Source organism: Kribbella sp. NBC_00709 (genome assembly GCF_036226565.1).
GTDB lineage: Bacteria > Actinomycetota > Actinomycetes > Propionibacteriales > Kribbellaceae > Kribbella.
In genome coordinates this window covers 5,240,020-5,263,169 of the sequence record NZ_CP108996.1, presented here as the reverse complement: position 1 = coordinate 5,263,169, position 23,150 = coordinate 5,240,020, and the positions used below count along the sequence as shown (strand labels likewise).

20 protein-coding genes are annotated in these 23,150 nt (G+C 64.9%); 12 read left to right on the top strand and 8 right to left on the bottom strand.

Annotated elements, in window-relative coordinates:
- Positions 1–132 precede the first annotated feature (132 nt).
- Positions 133–360 (top strand): hypothetical protein, encoded by a 228-nt coding sequence (locus OHA18_RS25910; RefSeq protein ID WP_328997894.1) that lies wholly within the window; start codon positions 133–135, stop codon positions 358–360.
- Here OHA18_RS25910 and OHA18_RS43385 read toward each other — a convergent pair.
- From OHA18_RS43385 to OHA18_RS25890, 4 genes are all read right to left on the bottom strand, one after another.
- On the bottom strand, positions 342–581 hold the full coding sequence (locus tag OHA18_RS43385) for a hypothetical protein (RefSeq protein ID WP_442914422.1): 240 nt from the start codon (positions 579–581) through the stop codon (positions 342–344). The genes OHA18_RS25910 and OHA18_RS43385 overlap by 19 nt on opposite strands.
- Before the next feature lie 78 nt (positions 582–659).
- Positions 660–1,559 (bottom strand): IS3 family transposase, encoded by a 900-nt coding sequence (locus OHA18_RS25900; protein WP_328997892.1) that lies wholly within the window; start codon positions 1,557–1,559, stop codon positions 660–662.
- Positions 1,556–1,867: a transposase gene (locus OHA18_RS25895; RefSeq protein WP_328997891.1), complete on the bottom strand. Its 312-nt coding sequence runs from the start codon at positions 1,865–1,867 to the stop codon at positions 1,556–1,558. Before OHA18_RS25895 ends, OHA18_RS25900 begins: the two co-directional genes overlap by 4 nt.
- Before the next feature lie 245 nt (positions 1,868–2,112).
- The gene (locus OHA18_RS25890; RefSeq protein WP_328997890.1) at positions 2,113–2,307 is read right to left on the bottom strand and encodes a hypothetical protein; all 195 of its coding nucleotides are present in this window, start codon (positions 2,305–2,307) and stop codon (positions 2,113–2,115) included.
- A gap of 240 nt (positions 2,308–2,547) precedes the next feature.
- Between OHA18_RS25890 and OHA18_RS25885 the strand changes: the two genes are divergently transcribed.
- A complete protein-coding gene (locus OHA18_RS25885) occupies positions 2,548–4,071 on the top strand; it encodes a NaeI family type II restriction endonuclease (protein ID WP_328997889.1) in 1,524 nt (507 codons plus the stop codon).
- A 256-nt stretch (positions 4,072–4,327) separates the two neighbouring features.
- Here the strand turns inward: OHA18_RS25885 and OHA18_RS25880 are convergent, their stop codons facing one another.
- Positions 4,328–5,458, bottom strand: coding sequence for a hypothetical protein (locus tag OHA18_RS25880; protein ID WP_328997888.1), 1,131 nt, complete (start codon positions 5,456–5,458; stop codon positions 4,328–4,330).
- A gap of 491 nt (positions 5,459–5,949) precedes the next feature.
- Between OHA18_RS25880 and OHA18_RS25875 the strand changes: the two genes are divergently transcribed.
- The 3 genes from OHA18_RS25875 (at position 5,950) to OHA18_RS25865 (ending at position 8,129) form a co-directional block, all read left to right on the top strand.
- A complete protein-coding gene (locus OHA18_RS25875; protein WP_328997887.1) occupies positions 5,950–6,417 on the top strand; it encodes a helix-turn-helix domain-containing protein in 468 nt (155 codons plus the stop codon).
- A gap of 168 nt (positions 6,418–6,585) precedes the next feature.
- Positions 6,586–8,007, top strand: a complete 1,422-nt coding sequence (locus OHA18_RS25870) for an ATP-binding protein (RefSeq protein ID WP_328997886.1) — start codon at positions 6,586–6,588, stop codon at positions 8,005–8,007.
- On the top strand, positions 7,998–8,129 hold the full coding sequence (locus OHA18_RS25865) for a hypothetical protein (protein WP_328997885.1): 132 nt from the start codon (positions 7,998–8,000) through the stop codon (positions 8,127–8,129). The genes OHA18_RS25870 and OHA18_RS25865 overlap by 10 nt, the downstream gene beginning before the upstream one ends.
- Before the next feature lie 348 nt (positions 8,130–8,477).
- Here OHA18_RS25865 and OHA18_RS25860 read toward each other — a convergent pair whose 3' ends face one another.
- Complete coding sequence (locus OHA18_RS25860) at positions 8,478–9,704, bottom strand: IS481 family transposase (RefSeq protein ID WP_328997884.1); 1,227 nt, start codon at positions 9,702–9,704, stop codon at positions 8,478–8,480.
- Between the two features lie 322 nt (positions 9,705–10,026).
- On the opposite strand from OHA18_RS25860, the gene OHA18_RS25855 reads away from it, so the two are divergent.
- Positions 10,027–11,457 (top strand): helix-turn-helix domain-containing protein, encoded by a 1,431-nt coding sequence (locus OHA18_RS25855; RefSeq protein WP_328997883.1) that lies wholly within the window; start codon positions 10,027–10,029, stop codon positions 11,455–11,457.
- A 370-nt stretch (positions 11,458–11,827) separates the two neighbouring features.
- Positions 11,828–13,510, top strand: coding sequence for a TIGR04141 family sporadically distributed protein (locus OHA18_RS25850; RefSeq protein ID WP_328997882.1), 1,683 nt, complete (start codon positions 11,828–11,830; stop codon positions 13,508–13,510).
- A gap of 39 nt (positions 13,511–13,549) precedes the next feature.
- On the opposite strand, the gene OHA18_RS25845 is transcribed toward OHA18_RS25850, so the two are convergent.
- Complete coding sequence (locus OHA18_RS25845) at positions 13,550–14,617, bottom strand: hypothetical protein (RefSeq protein ID WP_328997881.1); 1,068 nt, start codon at positions 14,615–14,617, stop codon at positions 13,550–13,552.
- 309 nt (positions 14,618–14,926) lie between these two features.
- On the opposite strand from OHA18_RS25845, the gene OHA18_RS25840 reads away from it, so the two are divergent.
- Both OHA18_RS25840 and OHA18_RS25835 read left to right on the top strand, forming a co-directional pair.
- On the top strand, positions 14,927–15,544 hold the full coding sequence (locus tag OHA18_RS25840) for a type IV toxin-antitoxin system AbiEi family antitoxin domain-containing protein (protein ID WP_328997880.1): 618 nt from the start codon (positions 14,927–14,929) through the stop codon (positions 15,542–15,544).
- On the top strand, positions 15,544–16,443 hold the full coding sequence (locus OHA18_RS25835) for a nucleotidyl transferase AbiEii/AbiGii toxin family protein (RefSeq protein WP_328997879.1): 900 nt from the start codon (positions 15,544–15,546) through the stop codon (positions 16,441–16,443). Before OHA18_RS25840 ends, OHA18_RS25835 begins: the two co-directional genes overlap by 1 nt.
- Before the next feature lie 283 nt (positions 16,444–16,726).
- Here the strand turns inward: OHA18_RS25835 and OHA18_RS25830 are convergent, their stop codons facing one another.
- Entirely contained in the window at positions 16,727–18,565 is a 1,839-nt protein-coding gene (locus OHA18_RS25830) for a hypothetical protein (protein WP_328997878.1), read from the bottom strand.
- A 675-nt stretch (positions 18,566–19,240) separates the two neighbouring features.
- Between OHA18_RS25830 and OHA18_RS25825 the strand changes: the two genes are divergently transcribed.
- From OHA18_RS25825 to OHA18_RS25815, 3 genes are read left to right on the top strand one after another with little or no spacing between them, the layout of a single operon-like run.
- Positions 19,241–19,591 (top strand): effector-associated constant component EACC1, encoded by a 351-nt coding sequence (locus OHA18_RS25825; RefSeq protein WP_328997877.1) that lies wholly within the window; start codon positions 19,241–19,243, stop codon positions 19,589–19,591.
- Positions 19,591–21,810 (top strand): caspase, EACC1-associated type, encoded by a 2,220-nt coding sequence (locus tag OHA18_RS25820; RefSeq protein WP_328997876.1) that lies wholly within the window; start codon positions 19,591–19,593, stop codon positions 21,808–21,810. Before OHA18_RS25825 ends, OHA18_RS25820 begins: the two co-directional genes overlap by 1 nt.
- Positions 21,759–23,135: a TIGR02679 family protein gene (locus OHA18_RS25815; RefSeq protein WP_328997875.1), complete on the top strand. Its 1,377-nt coding sequence runs from the start codon at positions 21,759–21,761 to the stop codon at positions 23,133–23,135. Before OHA18_RS25820 ends, OHA18_RS25815 begins: the two co-directional genes overlap by 52 nt.
- The last annotated feature ends 15 nt before the right edge of the window (positions 23,136–23,150 follow it).

The following is a 23,150-nucleotide window of genomic DNA, read 5'->3' as shown; positions in this document are numbered from 1 at the left end:
ACGCCAACGTAACGTCCCGGAATGGCCGTAATCCGGCGTTGTACCGGTCAGCCTGAGCGTTGGGGGCAAACGTAAGACAACGGAAACAGCCTGCGAGCAAGGCGAGGAGGCAATGCTGTCTAGGCTCATCGGATGCGATGGATCCGTGCACTACTGGCCGCCGCGCTCGCACTGGCTCTCGCCGTCACGGGTCTGGTGCATCCACACTTCCTCACAGCTGCTACGGCATCGTCGTGGCAGCATCTACATGTTGTCCTGCTCCCCCGTGTTCCCGTTGCTCAGCCCCTCTTCGACATCGGCGATCACCTGGGCCGCATCTGGATCTCGTCGCCTCAGGATGATCAAGTCGTACGGCGGTAGGTCGCTACAAGAGCCGCGGTACCGAGCACTGACGACCGAGCTGTGGTGAGGACAGTCCTGGCCGGTGTCCCGTACGGCAGGTCCAGAGCAGCGGACAAGGCCAGCAAGGTGAAGCGGTAATGATGGGTCTGGCCGGCCGGTGGGCACGGCCCGTTGTACGTCGCCTCGCCGAGATCGCTCAGAGCCTCGCGGGCCTGATCAGGCTTGACGTGTTCGGTCAGGCCGCCCGCGTCAGCAGGGATCTTCCACTCGACCTGGCGTTGACCCGTTTTGACGGACAGATTTGATGTGGGGCTGGTTCACGCTACCTGTTCGGTAGGGGTGCTGACGGTGGTTTCGAACGTGGCGGGGCTGAGGTAGCCGAGGGTGGAGTGTCGTCGGCGGGTGTTGTACCAGCCTTCGACGTAGTCGAAGATCGCGCTGGTCGCCGCTTGGTGGGTCGGCCAGGCACGGCGGTGGATCAGCTCGGCCTTCAGGGTCGCGAAGAATGATTCCGCGACGGCGTTGTCCCAGCACTGCCCGCGTCGCCCGACCGACAAGACGACACCCAGATCCCTTGCCAGGTTGGCGTACTGAGTCGAGGTGTACTGACAGCCGCGGTCGGAATGAAAGACCACGCCGGGCGCGGGACGGCGCCGATTCACGGCGTCGGTGAGGGCGTCGGCGACCAGGTCGGTGCGCAGGTGGTCGGCGGTCGCCCAGCCGACGACCCGGCGCGATCCCAGGTCGATCACGGTGGCCAGGTAGAGCCAGCCTTGCCAGGTGTGGATGTAGGTGATGTCGCCACACCAGCGGGTATCCAGCGGCGCGGGCTGGGCGGGGTCGACGCCGAAGTCACGCCTGATCAGGTCCGGGCGCCGAGCAGCGGCCGGGTCGGCGACGGTGGTCGTCTTCCACCGTCGTGGTGCCCGTCCGTAGCGGTCGGCGGCTCGCATCAGCCGCACGACCCTCTTACGGGAACACCTCTCACCCTGATCCAGGAGTTCGTGGTGGACCCGCGGCGAGCCGTAGGTCAGCCTCGAGTCGTCGTGGATCTCGACGATCTTCGCTGTCAGCTCGGCATCACGCACGGCACGACGGGACGGGCCGGCGGCCCGGTCGGCGTAGTAGGCGGAACGAGAGACCTGCAGCAACTCACACGCACGTCGGACGTTGTGGCTGCCCTGCTTCTCCGCCTCGATGAACGGATAGACGTTCACCGGGTCTCCTTCACGAAGAAAGCCGTGGCCCGCTTGAGGATCTCGACATCCTCACGCAGCCGGCGGTTCTCCCGCCGCAACTGTGCGAGCTCCTCGCGCTCGGTCGTGGTCATACCATCATCGCGGCTACCAGCGTCGAGTTCGGCCTGCTTCACCCAGGCCCGGACCGCGGTCTCGGTCAGATCGAAGTCCTTCGCGATCTGACCCACTGTCCGGTCGCCGCGCTGGCACAGCTCGACGATTTCGGCCTTGTACTCAGCAGTGAACGAACGACGAGGCCGCGGCTTCTTCTTGCCCATGGACTCCATAATGAACATCCTTCCGGAGCAACCGCTCCTGATCTCGGATGTCCGTCAAAACGGGCCAGGTCCAGAGTCCAGAGCTGACTTCGGACGCAGGTCGGTAGTTGCCCCGTGGTCGATCGTCAAATGGCCCGTCACGCGCGTCGGACGTCGTCCCGCGAGTGGCCTGGCCGAGCGGGAACTCGCGTGGCCGAAGCACCGCTTAGCACGGAGGCCGACTCGCGACTGCGATGCATCCGCGCAGGGTCAGGTCAGGCGTCGCGCTTGTCATCGTCATTCGATGCGTTCTTCCCACCGCTGCTCGCCCACGCCGCATAGAGGCCGGCCAGCGCGATGCTGATGGTTCCCAACGCGTCCGGATCGACACCCAGCGCGATCAGGACGACGCCGGACGCCAGGATCGCCAGCAGCGCGATAAGACTGTCGAATCTCCGTGACGGTTTCAAGTGAGACCTCCTTGTCTGCGGACTCGCCGCCGTTGGCCGAGCGAAAGCATGCCGTCAGGCTGGCGGATCGGGATCATCGATGTATATTTGTCTCTGCGATAAAACGATTTTTCGCACAATAAGGGAGAGCATGTGGCCGGCAGGTCCTTGAGGGGCCGCCCTCGAGGCGCCTTGCGGGGTGAATCACAAGAGATCAACGATCTCGCGTTGCTGCTACAACGCGAGATCGAAAGGTCCGGCATGTCCGTCCGCCGGCTCTGCGCGGCGTTCACAGTCGAGCACTTTCCAACCGGCGCCATTCCCGCTGAAGCCACGGTCCACCGAAGGTTGAACGGCGAAGGCCTGGCCAACCATTGGCCGTTGGTGCCAGCAGTGATCGCCGTCTGCACGCCCGCGGCCGAGCGTCGCCGCGTCACCCGGCAGGCGGAGGAACTCAATCGCAAGGCTCGTCGAGATCCGACTTTGCTAGAGCCCGACTCGGCCCGCCATGAGGACCTGCTCGCGCTCAAGTCAACCAACAGTCGCCTGCGCAACAAACTCGTCGAGGCGCGCGAGGGCTTGGCCACTCAAACGGATCACCGGCTGCGGGCTGAACGTTCGCTGCTGCAGGTACACCAACTGAACCTCCTCCTGCTTCGTATGCTGGCGTCCCCGTCCGCGGCTGATGGATCACCAGGTGTGCACGACAGCGCGAAGCTGGCGCACCTCGAACAACAGCTGTCACAACTCAGGGCGGCAAATCTCGACGGCAGCCGACTCCTCTCCGAATCTGAACGCCGGATATCGAATCTCGAACGCGTCTTGGCGATCAGGGAAGGCACTTCCTCCACATCCTCGGGCCGATCGCCCACAAGCCACCCCCAGCCTCCCCGGCAAGATCGTGCCATCCCGTTGGCCTTCGCCCAAGCCATTCGCGCTCTGGATCCCGACGGTCGACTCTTCGCTGATGTGTTTAGGCGAACGCTGGACACGCTGTACGACGGCGCACACACTGGTCGCTTCCGCTGGGATCAGCTGTTGAAGACCGAAAAGACTCATCTCGGCACTCTCGTCGAGATCGAACTCCGACGAGCGTTCCCGTTTCGCGACGGCCAGTATCTCGACTTCGAGCATGAGGGATTCGAATTCGACCTGAAGTTCTCGGTCAGCAACAACTGGATGATTCCGGCCGAGCTCATCGGCAAGCTGTGCATGCTGGTGACGGTCAACGACAGCAGGTCAATCTGGAGCGCAGGAGTTCTGGAGATCACCCCCGGCCTGGTGCGCCAGGGCACCAACAGGGACGGCAAGGCGACCCTGACACCCGAAGGTCGAGCCGCGATCGAGTGGATCCATCTCGAGGCGCAACTGCCGGAGAATGTACTGCTCCACATGCCGGCTGAAGACGTTTCGCATATCTTCAAGCCGCGCAGTGCACAGGGACGAGTGAACGAACTGCTCAGACGAGCCGAAGGCAAGTTGATCAGGCATGTGACCACCGAGGCCGTCGCCATGCAGCAGGACGCGGCCAGGCGAGTTCGCTTCGCTCGACAGGCTTTGCAACCTGAAGGCATCCTCGTTCTGGATCGGCGCCACAGAGAGCTCGCAGCGCACCTGGAGCTGCCCGTTCCGGATCAGAACGAGGTGGTCAGCGTTCGTGTCGCCCTGGTCGACGATCAGGATCCCGACGAACGGCCGGCCTTTCACGCCGACGGTGGGCGCTGGGCCATCGCGCGCCCCGAAGACCCCACCGTTCCAGCACCCCTGTTGACCAGAGCCACCTGAGCGTTCACGAACGAACTTGGCGCGAATCTGGTGGGCGGGGATCGCGCTGCGTGCGCGCCGACCGCCACATCCACGGACGCCCTCGGGACACTGCCCTCCGGATGCTGACCGTATTCCGCCGCAATGGCGTCGAACGCGGAGACCTGCAGCGGCCGCATATCGTAGGCATCCCAGGAGCGGTTCGCCCCACCCGCGCGGGCTGCCCTGTTCTTGTCATACTCGATGTCCAGCAACGGCTCGATCGCCCGCGCCTAACTCAAGGTTCGCGCGTGGCGGCGTTTGGCCACAACTCCCAGCGGTTGGCGCGCCCTCGTCGCACCTCGGCGTCTGGAAACTGTTCCTGCAGTTCTTGGAGTCGTTGCACCACCTCGGCGATGGGCAGACCTGATGGGACGATGGCGAGCGGCTCGGGCTTCGGAACTGGTGGCGATGTCAGGTGTGTCTCACTATGGCGGGCAGTTTCCAGCAACTTCATGACGCGGGCATGGATGGCACGTTGGCCTGGCCAAGCCGGGCAGGGCCAGTCGTACGGCGGGCTGACGTATCCGTGGTGTCTGGTCGGAAGTGCGCAGTCGGCACACATATCCTCGATCTCCTGACGCGGGACCGCGAGGAGCTTCTCGAGCCGCCACTTCTTGATGTCGCGCTCGGTACGGATCTTGGATCGCTGGCTGCGGTCTGACGTTGCGTTGATCTGAACTTCCAACTCGGGCACTTTCTCCCGCAACTGGCGGACCTCGGCGATCCGGCGTTCTTGGTACCAGCAATGGGTCAAGTGGCGTCGATCGCCGGGCAGCCGGCCGTACTCGTCCGGGACGTCCTCGGGATCCCCTACGACCGGAGTGAGCCGCTCGACCGCGATCCGGTGGCGCACGATCGCCGTATCCAACTCGGCAACTTGGTCAGCCCGCCGCTTCGAGTCCATGGCGGGATATCGCTCACCAGATCTGAGAGCCGCCACCTCTGTTCGTTTGTGCTGCAGGATGCACTGCTGCTCCAACAGTTCGAACCGCGCCTCGGCCCGCACCTGGTCATAACGCTCCCGGTTCACGACACGCGACCGCTCCCGTTCCTCAGCGCGCACTTTGCTGTCGCGGTCCCAGCGGGCCATCTCGGCCTCGATCTGGCGCTTGGTCTGGCGGCGAAATCCCGGTTCTGCGCGCTCCCACTCCCCCATGATCTGTTGTGCACGTTCGAGTTCGGCGGCCTGTTCCTCTAACCGCCATGGATTCCAGAACTCATCCCGATGAAGCTCCATGAACAGCCTTCTAGCCGCGACGTGCTCTTCGAAGGTCGACGTCGCACCCTTCTTCGCGCGCCACGGCCGTTCGCCGTCTTTGTAGACACCGTCTGGCAGCGTCTGGATTCGCGAGCCTGTCTCCGTCATGCATTCATGCTGGTCGACCGCGCTCGACAGCTACAGCAGGTGCCCGGTGAACATTCCGTGTCGGGGACGCCGTGGGGTTTGTGTCAGTAACTGGCGGAGTGCGACGGTGTGGTCGACTACTGCATGTGGTTCGGACGCCGAAGCTGACTGATCGTCATGTGGAAGTACTCAAGTGGATCGGCCAGGGTTGCCCACCGCATGACTGGCCCGATCAGACCCACAAAGAACACCGCCCGCGCGCTGGCCAGCCGCGGCCTCGCCCGTGTCGGCCGCAAGAACAAGGTCTGGACGGCAGGAATCACCGAAGCGGGCGAGTTCTACGACCCGGCGTCCCGCGCTCCGATCGATGCGCTGACCTCACCCACGGTCACCCGATGCCTAGGCCAAAGCCAAAGCCAAAGCCACCCGAGACGGACACAGCAGCGCTCCCGGCGCAACCTCGTGCGCTTGCCCGGCGAGAGGAACCTGCCCCGGATTCGACAGCTCGTCAGATGCGGCGGGTTGCAGCGCGCAAGAAACCGACGGCTGTCAAGCAGGTGCCGCGGACAATCAAGGAGACGTATACCCGCTACAAGGTTGTCGTCACTCGAGTGCAGGTCGCCGAGCGCTTCGTACGCGCCACCAGCGAAGAAGACGCCGCCGAGAAGATTCAGGCAGAGCTCGAGCGACCGTACGGGTATCTCGGCTCCTGGAAGACCACCATGTCAGAGGTCGATGTCGTCGAAGCCGAGCAGACAACCGTCATCGGACCAACGCACCTCTCCGCTGCCGGACCACTGCTGCTCAGCATCAAGGACGCCGCGAAGGCGCTCGGTATCAGCTACTCCACGCTCTACCAGATGACTCACCAAGGCGACATCGAGTGGGTCGCGATCGGCAACCGCAAGTTCATCTCGCGCGAGATCCTCGTGGACTTCATCATGGCCAACACCCACAAGGGCTACTACGTCGCCCGGTGATGCTCGGTGGCCAAAGTTGAGCCAATTTACCCTTCGCCGTCTCCCCAGTGACTCATCGCGAAGGATCTGCCGAGTAGCAGGTCAGCGTTCTGGTCGCCTGACTATCACTTGCGAAACTTTCATCAATGAAAGTATCATCCATGCAAGTATTCGACGGAGGTGCTCACAGTGGACGGTTTCGTCGGGCGGCATACCGAGCTCGGTCTCCTCGACGAGTTGCTCGGATCCGCCAACACCCGCGGCCGCGGGACACGGCGAGGGCGCGCCGTCCTCATCCGGGGTCGCCGGCGAGTCGGAAAATCCCGGCTCGTGGAAGAGTTTCTCGAACGCGCCGGACTCCCGCATGTCTTCTTCACCGCGGTCGGCGGATCCCGGGAGGGAGATCTGGCCGCCTTCAGCGCCGAGGTCGCGGCATCGTCGCTACCCGACGCGTCACGCTACGCGGACTTCACCGTTCCGCGCACGTGGGACGCGGCGCTGAGCCTGCTCACCACCGCGCTCCCGACCGACAGACCCAGCATCGTCGTCATCGACGAAATGCCCTACCTCGTGCAAGAAGACCCATCCTTCGAGGGCGCACTGCAGAAGGCCTACGACCGGTCCCTGTCCAAGCTTCCGGTTCTGTTGATCCTGATCGGCTCCGACCTCGCCATGATGGAGCAGCTAAACACCTACGGCCGGCCCTTCTACCAACGCGGCACCGAACTGGTCGTCCCTCCGCTCAACCCAGCCGAAGTCAGCCGCATGCTCGACCTACCACCAGCCGACGCACTCGACGCCTACCTCATCAGCGGCGGCCTCCCGTTGATCCTCGAGGAATGGCCCTCCGGCGCAGGCCCGATGGAATACCTCGAGCAAGCAGTACACCGACCAACCTCGGCGCTCCTCGTCAGCGGAGAACGCGCGCTGGCGGCCGAGTTCCCCACCGAAGCCCAGGCACGCCGCATACTGACCACCATCGGCCACGGCGAGCGCACCTTCACCTTGATCGGACGCACATCCGGCGACCTCAATCCAGGAGCGGTTAAACGCTCACTGGACCTACTCACAGCACGCCGGATCGTCGCCGCCGACACACCCCTGTCCACCCGGCCCAGCCGCGAGACGCGCTACCGGATCGATGACCCGTACCTGCGCTTCTGGCTGTCCTTCGTCAACCCCGCGATCCCGCTCATCGAACGTGGTCGAGGCGACCGGGTCCTGGAGACGATTCGTGCGAGCTGGACGACGTGGCGCGGCCGAGCTGTCGAGCCCGTGATCCGCGACGCCCTCTGGCGTCTGACCGACGGATCCGTCCCCGAGGGTACAAACGCGATCGGTGGCTACTGGACCCGCACCAACGACCCGGAGATCGACATCGTCGGCGCCGACCGGGCACCGATCGCCAAGAAGATCACAGCCGTCGGATCGATCAAGTGGCTCGAAAACAAGCCATTCGACACCCGCGACCTCGCACGCCTCATCCACCACAGATCACAACTACCAGGCGCCTCCGACAACACACCCCTGATCGCGGTCAGCCGCAGCGGCTGCATCACACCAGACATCACCCACCTCACCCCCGATCACATCCTGGCCGCGTGGAGCTGAAGCGTTACCGCGACAACACCGCCACGTTCGGCTACAACAACACGATCGGACGAGATCCACTCAGCAGACGCCGCGTGGCAGCGATGGAGCTGGATGCGCCTGCAAATCTGCCGACGCCCTAACTGCAGATCTGCCGCCCATGTGCTTCGGTCAACAACTGTTCCCGCCCCGTCTCGAGCAGACCCACGGCCGTGCGCCGTAACCGGCCACCAACAGCGACCCTGCGGAACCCAGGCTCAGCTTCGGCCAGGCAAGCCGACCTCACCTTCCGGCGGAGGTCTTCCGCACCTCTTTACGCACCTCAATCAGCGCGAGAGGATGGATGCCGATGAGAACTTATGCGCAACACAACACCACGAATCCTGTTGTCTATAAGAGGTTTCGCGCATCGTCGGCAAACGGTGATCATCCTCAGCTGGAATTCAGCGGGTTCGGGGTTCGAGTCCCTGGCGGCGCACAAATGTGATCTCTCAAGAGATCCCGGACGGACCGGACCCCTGTTTGGGGTCCGGTTTTCTGTTCTTGGGGTGTGGGCCTGGGGGTCGGCCGAGGGGCTGGTAGTCGCGGGTGGGGTCGAGGGTGAGCTCGCGGAGGAGTTCGCCGGTGGCGGCGTTGATGATGCGGATGTGGAGGTCGTCGACGAGTTTGAGGACGGGGGTTCGGGCGTGCTCGGTGCCGATGGGGATGTGGTGGAGTCGGCCGGCGCGGCGCAGGGTGAGTTTGCCGGCGGGGTCTGAGATGTCGTGGAGCACGCGGTAGTGGGTGTCGGTGCTGCGGTCGGTGCCGGGGCCTGCTTTGGGGCGGACCTGGTAGGCGGTCGCCGGGGTCGCGCGGTGGTGCAGCGACCGGTGTGGGCGGGCGTGGTTGTAGATCTGCACGAAGGTGTCGATCAGGGCCTGGAGTTCGTCCAGGCCGGCGGGTTGTTGAGGTTGCGCGGCCAGCCAGTTCTTCATCGTCTGTTGGAACCGTTCGACCTTGCCGCAGGTCGTGGGGTGGTTGGGGCGGGAGTTCTTCTGAACGATGTCCAGACGGCGTAGCTCGGTCTCGAGCCCGTTGCGGCCGCCGGTGAAGCGGGTGGTGTAGACGAAGCCGTTGTCGGTGAGCACGGAGGCGGGATAGCCGTGCTGGGCTGCGGTTTGGGTGAAGGTGTTGAGCACGATCTGGCCGGTGATGTGGCGGTGGGCCGAGACGTGCAGGGCGTAGCGGGAGTGGTCGTCGAGCCAGGTGATGGTCTCGGTGTCGGTGCCGTCGGTGAGCGGGTAGTGGGTGAAGTCGGATTGCCAGGTTTCGTTGGGTTGTTCGGCCTCGAACCGCAGGTAGGAGCTCTTCGGGCGCTTCTTCGGCTCCGGCACCACCAGACCTTGGCGGGTCAGAGTGCGAGCGACCGTGCTGACCGAGACCGTGACCTGATGGCGGTGCCGCAGATGCCAGGCGATCGTGTCCGGACCCGCGTCCAGACCGGACTCGATCAGCTGCTTGCGGACCGTGATGATCAGGTCGATCGTCGACTGCGGTATCGCGGTCGGGCTGGTCTTGGGCCGGCGTGACCGCGGCTCGAACGCCGCTTCGCCCTCGGCTCGGTACCGGGCGAGTAGTTCGTAGACCCACGAACGAGCAACGCCATAAGCGGCAACGACCTCGGCGACGCTACGTCCTTCGATCTCGATCGCGGTGACAACCAGCCGGGCTTTGGACACACCCGCAGCCTCAACGCAGCCCTGCCCGAACCCTCAGACCCAGTCCGGTATGTCTTGAGAGACCTGTCCGGTATGTCCTGACGGAGCACACCTGGCGGCGCACAACAGCCCAGGTCACCAAGGTGCCCTGGGTTTCTTCATGCCCCCAGGTCACCTTTTATTCGACGCTTTCAGCTGCACGTCTCTCTCGCCGACCGAAGTGCTGACCTCACGAGATCGTGACTGTGCGTCACATCACATAGCAACGCCATCATCGAACTAGCCGATCCTCCACACCGGCACGCGTTGAACAGGTAACGCTCACACCGGTTGGAGGCAACACATGCCGAGGACACCGCTGCCCATCGGAACCTGGGGAGAGATCTCCACCAGAACCCTGAAGCCCACCAAGAACAGCAAGCCCGCCAAGCACCTGGCCCACGCCAGGTTCCGCGACCACGACGGCAAAGTCCGCGCCGTCACCGCCACCGGCAAAACCAAGACCGCCGCGCGAACGGCACTGCTCACCAAGCTCCAGAACCGCGCCAAGACCAACTACTCCGGTGACCTCAGCACGAACCACAAGGTCAACCACCTCCTCGACCTCTGGGAGCGAAGGTTCGAAGGACTCGTCGCCGACGAAACACGCTCACCCACCTCACTCACCACCTACCGACGCGCCCTCAAGAACCATCTCCGTCCCGCCATCGGCGAACTCCACATCGGCGAAGCCACCACCCAGCGCCTCGACACCGTCCTCACAAACATCAAGCACCACGCCGGCGCCCCCACCGCCAGAACCTGCCGCGCCGTCATCTCCGGTGCGATGAAACTCGCCGTCCGCTACGGCGCCATCACCACGAACCCCGCCCGCGAAGCCGACGCCATCGAAGCCAAGCCCAAGAACCCACCCCGAGCGCTCACGACCGAAGAAGTCACTCTCCTGAACAGGAGCCTGGCCGCCGACGAACACGCCGTCGACGCGGACCTACCTGACCTCGTCACGTTCATGCTCGGCAGCGGCGTCCGCATCGGCGAAGCCCTCGCCGTCCTTTGGCGCCAAATCGACCTCGATGCAGGCACCGTCGAAATCACCCACACCATCGCGCGGCCACCCGGCGAAGGCCTGATCCGCAAGACCACCAAGTCCAGAACCGGCGAGCGCACCCTCAGCCTCCCCAACTGGGCTACCGCCATGCTCCGCGGCCGCCACACCACCGGCCCCCGCCCCGACGCCTCCGTCTTCCCCAACACCACCGGCGGCCATCGCGACCCCTCCAACACCCGTCGCTCCCTCCGCACCGCCCTCTCCCCCGTCGGCAGCACCGCCCGACGCGAACTAGGCCGAACCCTCCGCGGACTCCGCCGCCAGACTCACCTCAGCCGAAAGCAAGTCGCACAGACCCTCGGCTGGCCCCAAACCAGAATCGAACTCATCGAAACCGGCCGCATCAAACCCAACCATCGACTCATCTCCAGCCTCACCAAGACCTACGGCATCGCCCTCGATGACGGTCCTGGCCTGGCCGCACAACTCGAGGAAGCCATGCAACCCGCCGAGTCAGACAAACTCACCTGGATCCGCTCCCACGCACTCCGCAAAACCACGGCCACCGCCCTCGACCAAGCCGGCCACACCGCCCGCCAAATCGCCGACCAACTAGGCCAAGCCAAAGTCTCCATCACCCAAGACACCTACATTGGCCGCCAACCCGCCAACCCCACCGCCGCCCAAGCCCTCGAACACGCGTTCGACGACCCCGATCTGGCATGAGCGGCGCTCTCGACGCTGCTCCGAACTATGAAGTCTCGCTGGTGGCGACCGTTGTCAGCATCTTCCACCTGTCACCTTTGCCCTTGACCTGCGATTACCTCTGGCCCGCACCGGGCACGGATCGATGTTTGTCTGCCTCCGACGCAGCACAGTCGGACAAGCAGGTCACCGGTCGGCCTCGGATCAACTCGAGGAGGGTGTCAGCTATCTTCAGCGCGCACTCGGCCCGAGCCGCCCAGTCGGTTGCTGGCGCAACGAAGCCGAGTGTCTCTTGTGCCGGTTGCGTCGGCTCGCCGGGATGAGGTGCGATGCCGGGATCACCGTGCTGTCCTAGAACAGCACGGAGAGTGACGCCGGGGGGAGTGTGGCGATGGCGGAGAAGGTTGTGCGTACCAGGCAGGTCACGCTTCACCGGCTGTGGCGAACGCCCACGAGCGCCGACGAGTTGTTCGATGTACTCGACCACGAACAGCTCGACGAGCTCGAAGACCTCGACTTCGGACCAGTCGCGGTAGCGGACTGCTCCGGCTTGTGGGTCCAGGGTTCGTTTCGCACAAAGGCCGGCGAATCCGCCGAGTGGTGCGCGGCCGCCTCCCGCACGCTCGGCCACACCGTGCATTTCGCCGACACGCACTCCGCCGGCCTACTCCAGCTGATCGTGGACGATGCCGCGTATGCGATCGCCTACGGACAGGGATACCGGCTGCTTCCCAGTGAGGCGAAGGACCATCGGTTCGGGCTCGAGTTCGCGATCCGCGCCCTCGACCCGACGCACGTGCACAAGCTGATGCGACGCCGGCCCGGTGCCCGAGGTCGGACCGAGGTCACGCTGATGCCCAACGGATCCGCGATCTGGGCGTTCGACGTCGCCGACGCCTACGCGGACCTGGTCGGACGCGCCAGCGGCAAGTCGCAGACGATCCAGCTGAGTCGCTCGCGTCCGACGCAGGCGACCTCGGTCGACGGCGGCGTCGGACTACAGATCCGGCTGGCAACCGATCCGGTCGAGCTCGTCTCCGACATTCGCACCATCACCGGCGTTCTCAACCGGGAACGGCGTCCGGAACTCGAGTTCATCGACCGCATCACTCCGGTCCGGGATACCGACCTCGTCGATCAACTCGACGACGACATCGAGAACCTCCTGACCGACACACCAGAGAACATCAGCCATCGCCTCAGCGCCGTCGTACCGATGGACCTGGCAGAGGGGATCGAGGACATCCGCGCCTTCAAGGTGCGGCTGGGCAAGAGCAACCGCACCTCCCTGGAGGTGACTCTGGACCGACTGCTGAACCAGGCGAGGATCGTCCGGGAACGCCCCAGACTGCAGGCATTTCGCGACGGCCGTGTGTACGCCTTCAAAGACGAGGCGTGCACGCACCCGGTCGGCAGCAGCAAGGCGGTCCAATGGCTGGAGGCCACTGCAGTCCTGCCGAAGGACCGCCACTTCGCCATGGTCGACGGCCGGTGGTATGAAATCGACGCCGAGTACCGCAACCGGCTGCGGCAACGGGTACACCAACTGCTCGAGACCAGGTCGGCCCTCGCGCTCCGGGCGTGGCGACCTGGTGAAACCGAACGGGACTACAACGAGAACTCGGCGCTCGACCCCGACTTCAATTTCATCTGCCTCGACCGCCGAGGTGTCAAAGACGAGTTCCACAACAAGTGGGGCTTCGAGGCCTGCGATCTGCTCGGGCCGGACAACGAGCTGATCCACGTCAAGCAAGCCACGAGTTCTTCACCGCTGAGCCACTTGTTCAGTCAAGCCTGCGTCGCCGTACAAGGTCTCGAAGGATCGGCCCAGGCACGGACCCGCTTCAGAGAGCTCGTACGGCAGCAAGGACGAGGACGCGAGCTACCGCACGACTTCGTGCCGACGAAGGTCGTGTTCGGCATCCTGCTCAAGAAGGGCGAAGCCGTCACGCCCAGCACACTCTTTCCGTTCGCACAGGTCGCCTTGATCCAGGCCGCGCGCATGCTGCAGTCCGCCCGAGTCCCGATCGACATCGAAGTCCGAGGAATAAAGCTCGCCTCGGCGGCTACTTGAGCAGGCCGGCGAGCTCTTTCACGATAGTGAGCAAGCCGGTTACCAGGGGGACGATCGCGACGACAGCCGCCAGGCCCGCGGGCGAGCGCCAGGTGCCCAGGCGCGGTTGTCCATGATCGAGGGTGGCGTGGCCCAGGTCGGTTCGAGGACGCTGAGGTCGTCGGCGACCACGAGTTGAACAGCCCGGCGGATCGCAGGGTTTCCCTTGATGTCATCCGGCTTGACGACAGCCTCGGCGAACTCGGCGAGGAGCGTGTCGGCGGCGGACAGGAAGGCCCGGCGACTCGGCGGCTGCAGCGCGGCGTACTGCCGGAGGATCGCGAACCGGAGCGGACGGACAGCCCGCCGTACGCGGGCGTGGTCCGGAACCGTTGCCGCCGCGCGGGCCTTCAACGTGAAGTCACTCGGGATCCAGGCCAGCTCCCACGCATCCCTCAGCCGGGTAAACCGGCGGCCTCCCGGCGAGTCCGACTCAGACCGTTCGCGGAACAGTGGCCCGACGGCCGCCATGAAATCGGTCAGACCGAAATGGCGCGGGTGCGCGATGGCGACTGGGACCGCGGCCAGGCACATCAGGATCATCGCCGCGAAATACGCCAACAGCCGGGACACCTCGCCTGCGTCCGTCGCGGCGACCATGCCCACGAGGGGAGAAACGATCATCAGCCCCAGACCGATACGTACCAGCAATGCATACACCTGACGGCGGGCCGCACTGATGTACCCCGTCCATAAGAGGCCCTTGTCCATAGTCCACTTCAGCTCGGAGAAGGCCCGCCTCCCCTCGCGGAACGTGATGACGAAGACGGCCACGAAAGCGACAACACCGTACAGGCCGGTCATCAGCCCGGTCGCCTTGTCGACCCGAGCGATCAGCATCCCGGTGGACCAGATCAAGAACAGGTGGAAGACGGTCGACGTCGCGATCAGGCCGGCCTGTACCGAGCGCACCGCCCAGCGGCACAGCCGGTTCACCGGTTGCTTTGAGGTGCTGGCCTGGACGTTCAGCACGACCGGCGCGTGCAATCCAACAGCCATGAACTGCAGCGCCGCGATCGACAGAACCAGAACAACCTGCGCACGCAGCGCATCGAGAAACCCGTCCATGAGGACACTGTCCGCGACAGCACCGACACTTTCCGCTTATCAGACTTGGAGACGACTCGACGCGGTCACCAGCATCTTCGACCGAGACTTCGCGTTGGTGGGCGGTCACGGACCACTCGGAACGCACCTATGTCGACGACGCCGGAGAGCGTCTCGGTCGGGGCCGGGATTGGGGCGACGCTCGCGATCGGAGGCGAGCCGGAGTCACCCCGTGATTACCACGCTGGCCTGCGCCGATCTCAAGGCCCACCGAGATCATTCGGTACCAAATCGCACCCTTTAACACCATCTCCGGGTATGATTTGGTACATGACGCCCGTCGAGCCGCTACATCGCGCACACCAACGCCTGACGATGCTGCCGCGCACTTTCACCACGGCGCATGCGCGCCGGGCCGGCGTGCCGTCGCGGGATCTGGCGACGCTGGTCAGCGAAGGCGCTGCGATTGAACTCTCGCGCGGTGTCTACCGGCGGTCCGACGCGCCCGAGACTGCGCACCTCGATCTTCTGGCGGTGCACGCACGAGCATCCCACGCGGTCGTCTGCGGCGAGTCCGCGCTCGCGCTGCACGATCTGATCGACGACATACCGGCTGCCGTACACATCGCCGTACCGCGCGGCACCCGCCGTCCGGCGATCTCCTACCCGCCCGTCGTCGTCGCGCAGTACGCGGCCAAGACCTTCGACCTCAACATCGAGCAGTACGAGGCGGCACCAGGCGAGTTCGTGCCGGTCTACGACGCCGCCCGGAGCGTGGTCGACGCCATGCGCCACCGTAACCGCATCGGCCAGACACTAGCCCTGGCGGCACTCGGCCGCTACCTGCGAACCAGTGGGCCCAACGGGGTCGGGAATCTCCAACAGATCGCCCGCGAACTGCATGCCCTCTCCGTCATCCGGCCAGCTGTCGAAGCGGTGCTCGCCTGATGGTCAATCCGGCCCGCGACACCGTTGCCGGTCGCATCTACAACGACCTGCGCAACTCAGCACGCCGACAAAAGCGCGCCACCGACGAAGTCATGGTCGAGTACGTCCTCGAACGATTCCTCTACCGGCTCGCCACATCTCCAGCCGGCCGCGAACACTTCGTCCTCAAAGGCGGCCTGCTCCTCGCCCAGTTCGGCGCACGCCGCACGACACGAGACATCGACATTCTCGGGCAAGCCTTCACCGGCGAAGACACCGAGATCATCCGACGAATCAGGGCGATCGCCGCGACCGAAGTCGACGACGGCGTCACGTTCGACAGCACAAGCCTGAGAACCGCGCCGATTCGAGACGACGGCCGCTACCACGGGCTCCGACTCGTCATGCCCGCCTCGATCGCCCGTGCACAACTCAAGCTCCAGCTCGATGTCAGTCTGGGCGATCCCATCACCCCCGAGCCCCAACTCATCGCGTACCAACAACTACTGGAAGCCGGGACCTTCACCATCCTCGGCTATCCACTCGCCACCGTCATCGCCGAGAAACTGTCCACCGCCATCGAACTCGGCGACCTCAACACCCGCGACCGCGACTACGGCGACCTCTACCGCCTGCTACGCGCCAACACCCTCCACGCCGACGAAGTATCTTCCGCTCTCAAAGCCACAGCAGCCCACCGACAAATCACCTTGCGACCACTCAGCTCGAGCATCACCGACCTCGCCCAGCGACGACAGCCCTCCTACACCGCATGGCTACGACGCCAAGGCCCAGCCGCCACCGGCTACCCAACCAGCTTCGCGGACGCAGTCGCCGTGATCACAGCCTTCGCCGACCCACTCATCAGCGGCCAAGCCCGCGGCAAGGACTGGGACCCAGAGAACGCCCGGTGGACCTAACCAACGCGTCAAACCCTGGACCGCCAGGTCGAGGTCTTCGACACGTCCATCAGCAGGCCGGCCAACCGGGCTGCGCACCCTTTACGCACCTGAATCGGCGAGCCGCACTGCGCAGGCACGCAAGTCGAGGCGCCCGCCAATCCTTGTTACATCTGCCGAGGGATAAGGCCGAAAGAGCCGAGCGCTTGCTTGGAGGTGGCCGTAGATCGCGAAGCCTGCACCTTGTGATGCTGGGCCTCGACGACCTGCGGGGCTGAGCGGAACGTCGTTCCCTCTGCTGCGATCAGTTGGTCTTCGGACTGGGTAGATGGCGGCCTATGTAGCCGACGTAGATCTTGCCGTCGAGCGCGACAGCGTCGAGGTAGTGGATGCGCGGGCTGATCGACTTCTTCGCCCCGAGCTTGAGATGGGCATCCATGTACCGGCTGCCGGATGGATCGATGCTGGTTGGAACCGGGAACACTCGGCAGTCGTGAAACTTGCCGTTGTTCTTCACGGTGGGGCTCTCCACCGGGCTGTGGCCGTGAGCCGAGTAGCTGCGATAACCGGCGGGAGCATCTTTCAGGTACGCATGGAACCCCTGGTTGAACGCTTTCGACTCGCGTGCCCGTGCGTAGTCATTCAACGCGAGGAGCGCGGTCCAGGCCTTGGAGGCACTGTTGCCGAGCAAGTCGTGGTCATTCAGTTCCTCCGCAACGCGTTGATCCGCTGTCAGGACCAGGTACTTCAGTTCGTCTTGCCGCTCGAAGAGTTCGGTGAAGTTCTCCGGTGGGTTGGTACGATCCTCGAGCGGCACCTCGGACCAAGCGTCGTTGCCCAAGCCGGCCTGCATGAGCTCGCGCTGCAGGTGCCGGACCTGGTCCTGTAGCTGACTAGTCGCCTCGAGTTCTTCGGCCCAGGACAACTGCACGTCTTCGAGCTCCGATTGCAGACGAGCCTGCGTGTCTTCGAGGTTGGCGATCTGCTCGAGGTCGGACAGGAGCCTGGCACGTAGCTCGCCAACACTCTCGCGTGTCGCGTGCCCATGCTCTGCAAGACGCGCAATCGCGGCGATCGATTCGATTCCGAGGTCGGTGCTGCCCAGCAGCTCGCGTGTAAGTTCCTGGAGAGCGTCGACAACCGCGACATCCAACCCAGCGAACGGCCTCGGCTCGGCGACTACATCCGGCCCTATCGTGAGCATATCTGCTGGGCCTGTGCTGACCTCGCGGGCGGAGGTCTCCGCAGGAGGTCCGTCGGACAGGAAGATCTCCTGCTGCCCAGGGGAGAGCTGGTCGACCAGCGTCTCCGTCTCGATTCTCTGAAGACTTCGGTCGACGCGGCTGAACCTGGGTGGCAGTTGTTGGCCGAGAAGCTGCTCCCGACTCGCCCAGCCCAGCATGCGCCTGAGCTTCCAGTCAGGATCAGCGGCGATCCGCGCGGGCCCGAGGATGCGATGCCTTCGCCCGTCAACGCGGACAGCCGGATCGGCTTCCGGCAGGAATGTCCGAACACCGCCTGCTGGAACCGCATGCGAATGCCCGACTCGATCCGCGAAGGCTACGGTGGCGTGCGGATCCATCAGATACGCGCCCGCCAGGCCAACTGTCTCTGCAAGCAGCGCCCCTACCTGCTGCGTCCACGCCTGCCACGGCAGCAGATCCGAACTACCGGCGACGAACACGAACCCTCGGCGGTCCGGATCGCAGACGACGTCAAGAAGGTCGTCGACGTCGTCCTCGCGAACGATTACCGGCTGACCACGCAGCATCGCCAGACCATCCGTCGCATCAAACGCGTCCACAAGCCGCCTGACGAGACCTGGAGTTGCAGTCCAGCTGCCAGGCTCGGCGGCATCGAGCTCGAGCCAGACCGACGACGGCTGATGCGGTCCCACCTCCGTTGTGAGCTGCGTCGTCCATCCGGACGGCTCACTCAGCCGGATCCGCCGCCGCCTCGAACCATCGGGCGACACGTCGAGAACCACGTCCACAAAGGTGCCTTCAGCAACAATCTGGCGTCCGGTCGGCAGCGCCTCGAGGCGGAGGCTCTTGCTCAGCAGCCAACTATGCAGCTGCCTATCGATCTCGTGCTCAAAATCCTCGACGTCACCGACCTCGAAGAAACTTCGGTAGTCAACCATCTGTCCCCCAGCCCTCGACGAAACGGCAGCGACAAACTGCCGAACCAAGGCGGGGAAAGGACGCAACTGCTCGCATCTGATGCTTCAGTCGCACGTAGCGCCGCACTCAGCCCTACGACTGTTCCGCGATCCACGGGCTGAGGTGCGGCTTCTTCCCCACCACCCGCTCCATCGCACGGTCGACACAGAGCGTTACGGAGCCCGCAACCGCACTTGCGTCAGATTTCGGCAACCACAGCATGTTGTCGCGACGACAACGTTGTCGAACTGCTCTCTCCCCAGTCGGCAGCACCGAACACCGCGATCTGGGCCAACTGTTATCCGTGCAGGACGCCTTCTCGTTCATCCGCACACGGGCCTGCTGGGACGTCTTCGACGTCGGCAGATCGGAATCGCAGTTCTGGCGGTGACTCCACAGCCTATGGCTCAATCGCGAGCACCGTCCTGGGCGACCCGGTTGAGGCTGTACGGGAGCGGATTGCGGTTGCATCTCCGGAATCACTCACCGAACACACCGACACGTCACCTGAAGTCGAGCAGGGCACGCCTGCATACATGTGCCTCGCCGCATCAGCAGAAACCTTAACGACGCTCCGCTACAGCTCCGGTGGCTTAGGTCACCGGGTAGGCCCTACGATTGGTCGGCGCCGAGATCAGGACTGGGGAGGTTCCGCGATGAACGTGACGGTTCGGGTGTCCGGACAGGACTCCGAGGACGAGTTGCGTTCCCTCCGGGACTGGCTGGCCACGGACGACGCCTTCCGCGGACGCGTCACCATGGAGAGGTCGCACCGGAGCCCAGAGGACATGGGAGCGGTGATCGACCTGCTCGTCGTCGCCGTCGGCAGCGGTGGCGCCGCAACGGTCCTGGCCGGCGCGATCGCCACCTGGTTGCGGACCCGCCGATCGGACGTGACGGTGGAGATCGTCGAATCTGCTCATCAGCGTACCGTCAAGGTGACCGCCCATAGGGTCAAGGACGCCGAGGCGACGATCCGTGGGGTCCTGGGGGCAAGTGACAGCTGATGCGACTCCCTGACCCGGCTGCCTCGCGCGCCGTGCTGATCGGCACCGGGCGGTACGAGGACTCCGGACTCGACGATCTACCCGGCGTTCACGCGAACATCACCGACCTCGAACGGCAGTTGGGCGACGAGCACAACGGGTCGTTCCAGCAACTCCAGACCGTCCACAACCCGGACCGCTCCAGCGCCGTCGGCGTGCTCCTGGGTGACGAGGCGCGCGCTGCCACCGACACATTCCTCGTGTACTACGCGGGACACGGCCTGGTCGACCGACACGGAGCGCTGTACCTCGGTCTCTCCACGACCGAGCCAGGGCACGTCAACTACACGGCGATGCCCTTCGAGTTCATCCGTCACGCGTTCCTCGACAGCCCAGCAACCAATCGGGTGCTGATTCTCGACTGCTGCTTCTCCGGTCGCGCCATCGAGGCCATGAGCGACCCACACTCGCTGGTGTCCGGGCAGGTCGACATCGAGGGCACCTACACTCTGACCTCTTCTGCGGCGACCCAGACATCACACGCTCCCAAGGACGCTCGCCATACGGCGTTCATCGGTGAACTGCTGAACCTGCTCGGAAGCGGTCTCCCGAACGACGCTGCCTTCATCACGCTCGACGAGATCTACACTCACCTCGCACGTACGTTGTCCGCTCGCGGCCTCCCCCGCCCTCAACGTCGCGGTACGGGGACCGCGGGGCAACTGGCGCTTTCACGCAACCAGCACCGCTCCATAGCGACCCGCACACGCGGCCTCCCACGCGCCGGGGCCGATCTCGCACCGGTCGCCGCCGAGTTCGTCGTCGTCACCGCACAGCTGCCGTTCGATCTCGACAAGCCCACCGACGCGCCGCCGCAGTGGATCCCACGGCCGAGCGCTCTCCGCACTGCGCTCCGCAGACAACCACCGGGATCCCAGCGAGCCGAACAGCAAGCCTGGGTCGGCTGGCCTGGTCTGGCGGACGAGAGGCCAGAGCCGTTCGACGACACCGGACTGACCGTCGTGTCGGTGCCGGTCGCGAAGGACGAGACCCGTGACGGCCTCGCTGGCTACGCGAACGCCACCGTATGGCCGCTGTATCACGATGCGACGCAACGTCCGGCGGAAGACCGCTCGTGGTGGGAGGCGTACGTCGTGGTCAACCGCCGTTTCGCCGAGGCAACGGCAGGGGTGACGGCCGAGAACGCCTCAGTCTGGGTCCACGACTACCAACTGCAACTGGTGCCCGCCATGCTCCGGAGACTGCGACCCGATCTCCGGATCGGGTTCTTCCTGGACATCCCGTTTCCACCGCTCGAGCCGTTCATGCAGTTACCGTCCCGGACGGAGATCGTGCGGGGACTGCTCGGCGCGGACGCCATCGGGTTCCACAACGCGAGGAGTGCGACGAATTTCCTGTCGGCGGCCGCCAGCCTGACCGGCCTCCGGCCGGAGGCGAGAACGCTCCAGATCGAGGATCGGCAGATCACGGTAGGCGCGTTTCCCGGGTCCGTCGACGCGGTCGGCATCGAAGCGGTCGCCAGAACACCGGAAGCGATCCAACGCGCCCGTCAGATCCGTGCGGATCTCGGACACCCGCGTACGGTGCTGCTCACCGTGCAGCGCCTCGGCCACGTCGACGGGATGCGTGATCTCGACTCGACCTTGGGTATGAATCGACAGCTGCAAGCGCTGTACGAGCTGCTCGCCGACGGACAAGTGGACGCCGCGAATCTCGTCGCCGTCTCACTCGTCGACTTCGTCGCCAAGGGCGGCGCGTCCACGTACCTGAACCTGGGCGGAGGCATCGAGGACTCGATCGCTCGCATCAACTCGCTCTTCGCGCCGCTAGGGCGTCCGGTCGTCCACTACCTGCAACGGTCGATGCGCCCAGCGGAACTGACAGCGATCTATCTCGCCACCGACGTGCTCATCGCCACGCCTACCCGGGACGGAATGACGTCGGTGGCCAAGGAGTACATCGCGACCCACCACAACCTGGACGGCGCCGTCGTACTGTCCGAATTCTCCGGCGCCGCACCGGAACTGACCTCGGCATTTCTCGCGAATCCCTACAGCATCGAGAACGTGAAGACCGCGATCCTCGACGCGATCACCGTGGATCCGGCAGAAAGGCACCGCCGAATGCGCGCATTGCGCCGCCAGGTCCTGACCCACGACAGCATTCAATGGGCAGACTCGTTCCGCGCCGCGATCACCCTCAACGCCTCTCCGAGGTAGCGATAACGACGGGGGCTGCTGAGGTATGCCACCGTTACCGCGGCGACGGGATCCGACCGGCGCCGCTCCGTTTCGGACACGTCGAGACGAGGCGGGACGGTAGGTTTAGGCGGGTGGGTACTCGTCGCTCGTACTCGTCGAGGCTGTTGCCTGTGTGGCAGGAGGTGCATAGGCGGCTGTCGAGCGGACTGACAGTGAGTCGTGTGCGGGTCGGGCCGCTGAGTGATGCGGAGCGGGAGGCGCTCGCTGATCTTCTGGGGCTCGACCGTCTCCCGGACTCGTATGTGACCGTCTCGATGGCCGCGCTGGAGCGGGCGGTTGGCGAGAGCGTCCACAGCGTCGTCACGGATCTCCTCGGACCGCTCGGAAATCGAGCCGAGGAGATACGCCACAACAAGGCCGTGAAGGCCCAACTCTGGAGCTGGCTGCGTACCCATCCCGTGGTCCAGGCACAGCCGGCTCTGCAGCCCTGGGTCACCGCGGTGGAAAATACCGGCGTCTTCTTCAGCTCGGTCGACAAGACGCGCGCTGAACTGGCGAAGGTGCTCAAGGTCATTCGCCACCTCCCCGCGACAGGCGCTCCACTGCCCGTCTTCGCCGACGCGGTGCTGGGCGATCCGCATGCCTTGGACGAAGGCACGCGACGCGCCACTCTGGTTGTCAAGGCCATGGCTGCGATCTTCGACGTACCGTTGCCGACCGACGCGATCGCGCGTAGGACGCTGTGGACACGAGCTGGCGTGTCTGACGACGAACTGTCGTCCACGGTGCTCGTCGCCGGCTTCCGGCCGCCAGGCGCGAGCCTGGTGGCGACAGTACTGCGGGCGTGCGCTGACGCTGGCGACGCGGCCCCGCTGACGCTGCGCCAACTGCGGCGCAGCCGGCTGCGTACCGGAGTACCGGCGGCGGTCTGGGTCTTCGAGAACCCGAGCATCCTGGCCCTGGCGCTCGAGCGTTTCGGGCGCACATGTCCGCCCCTGATCTGTACTTCCGGCTGGCCCAGCTCTGCCGGGATCCTGTTCCTGGAGCAACTGCGCGACGCTGGAACTGTGGTCCACTACCACGGTGACTTCGACGGCGAGGGCCTGCGCATCGCGGCCTCCGTGGTTGCGCGGATCGGTGCGAAACCTTGGCTCTTGACCACCGCAGATTACATCCGTGCATCGGACGCGGAGGGTCCTCAGGTCGGACGCGTGACACCGGTCCCGTGGGACGAGGACCTCGGTGCCGAACTGATCCGGCGTGGGACTTCCGTTCCGGAGGAACGAGTGGCCGAAGCGCTCCTCGACACGCTCGCTGTACAAACTGTCGGCAGTCTGCCCTAGCCTGATTCGCGCGTG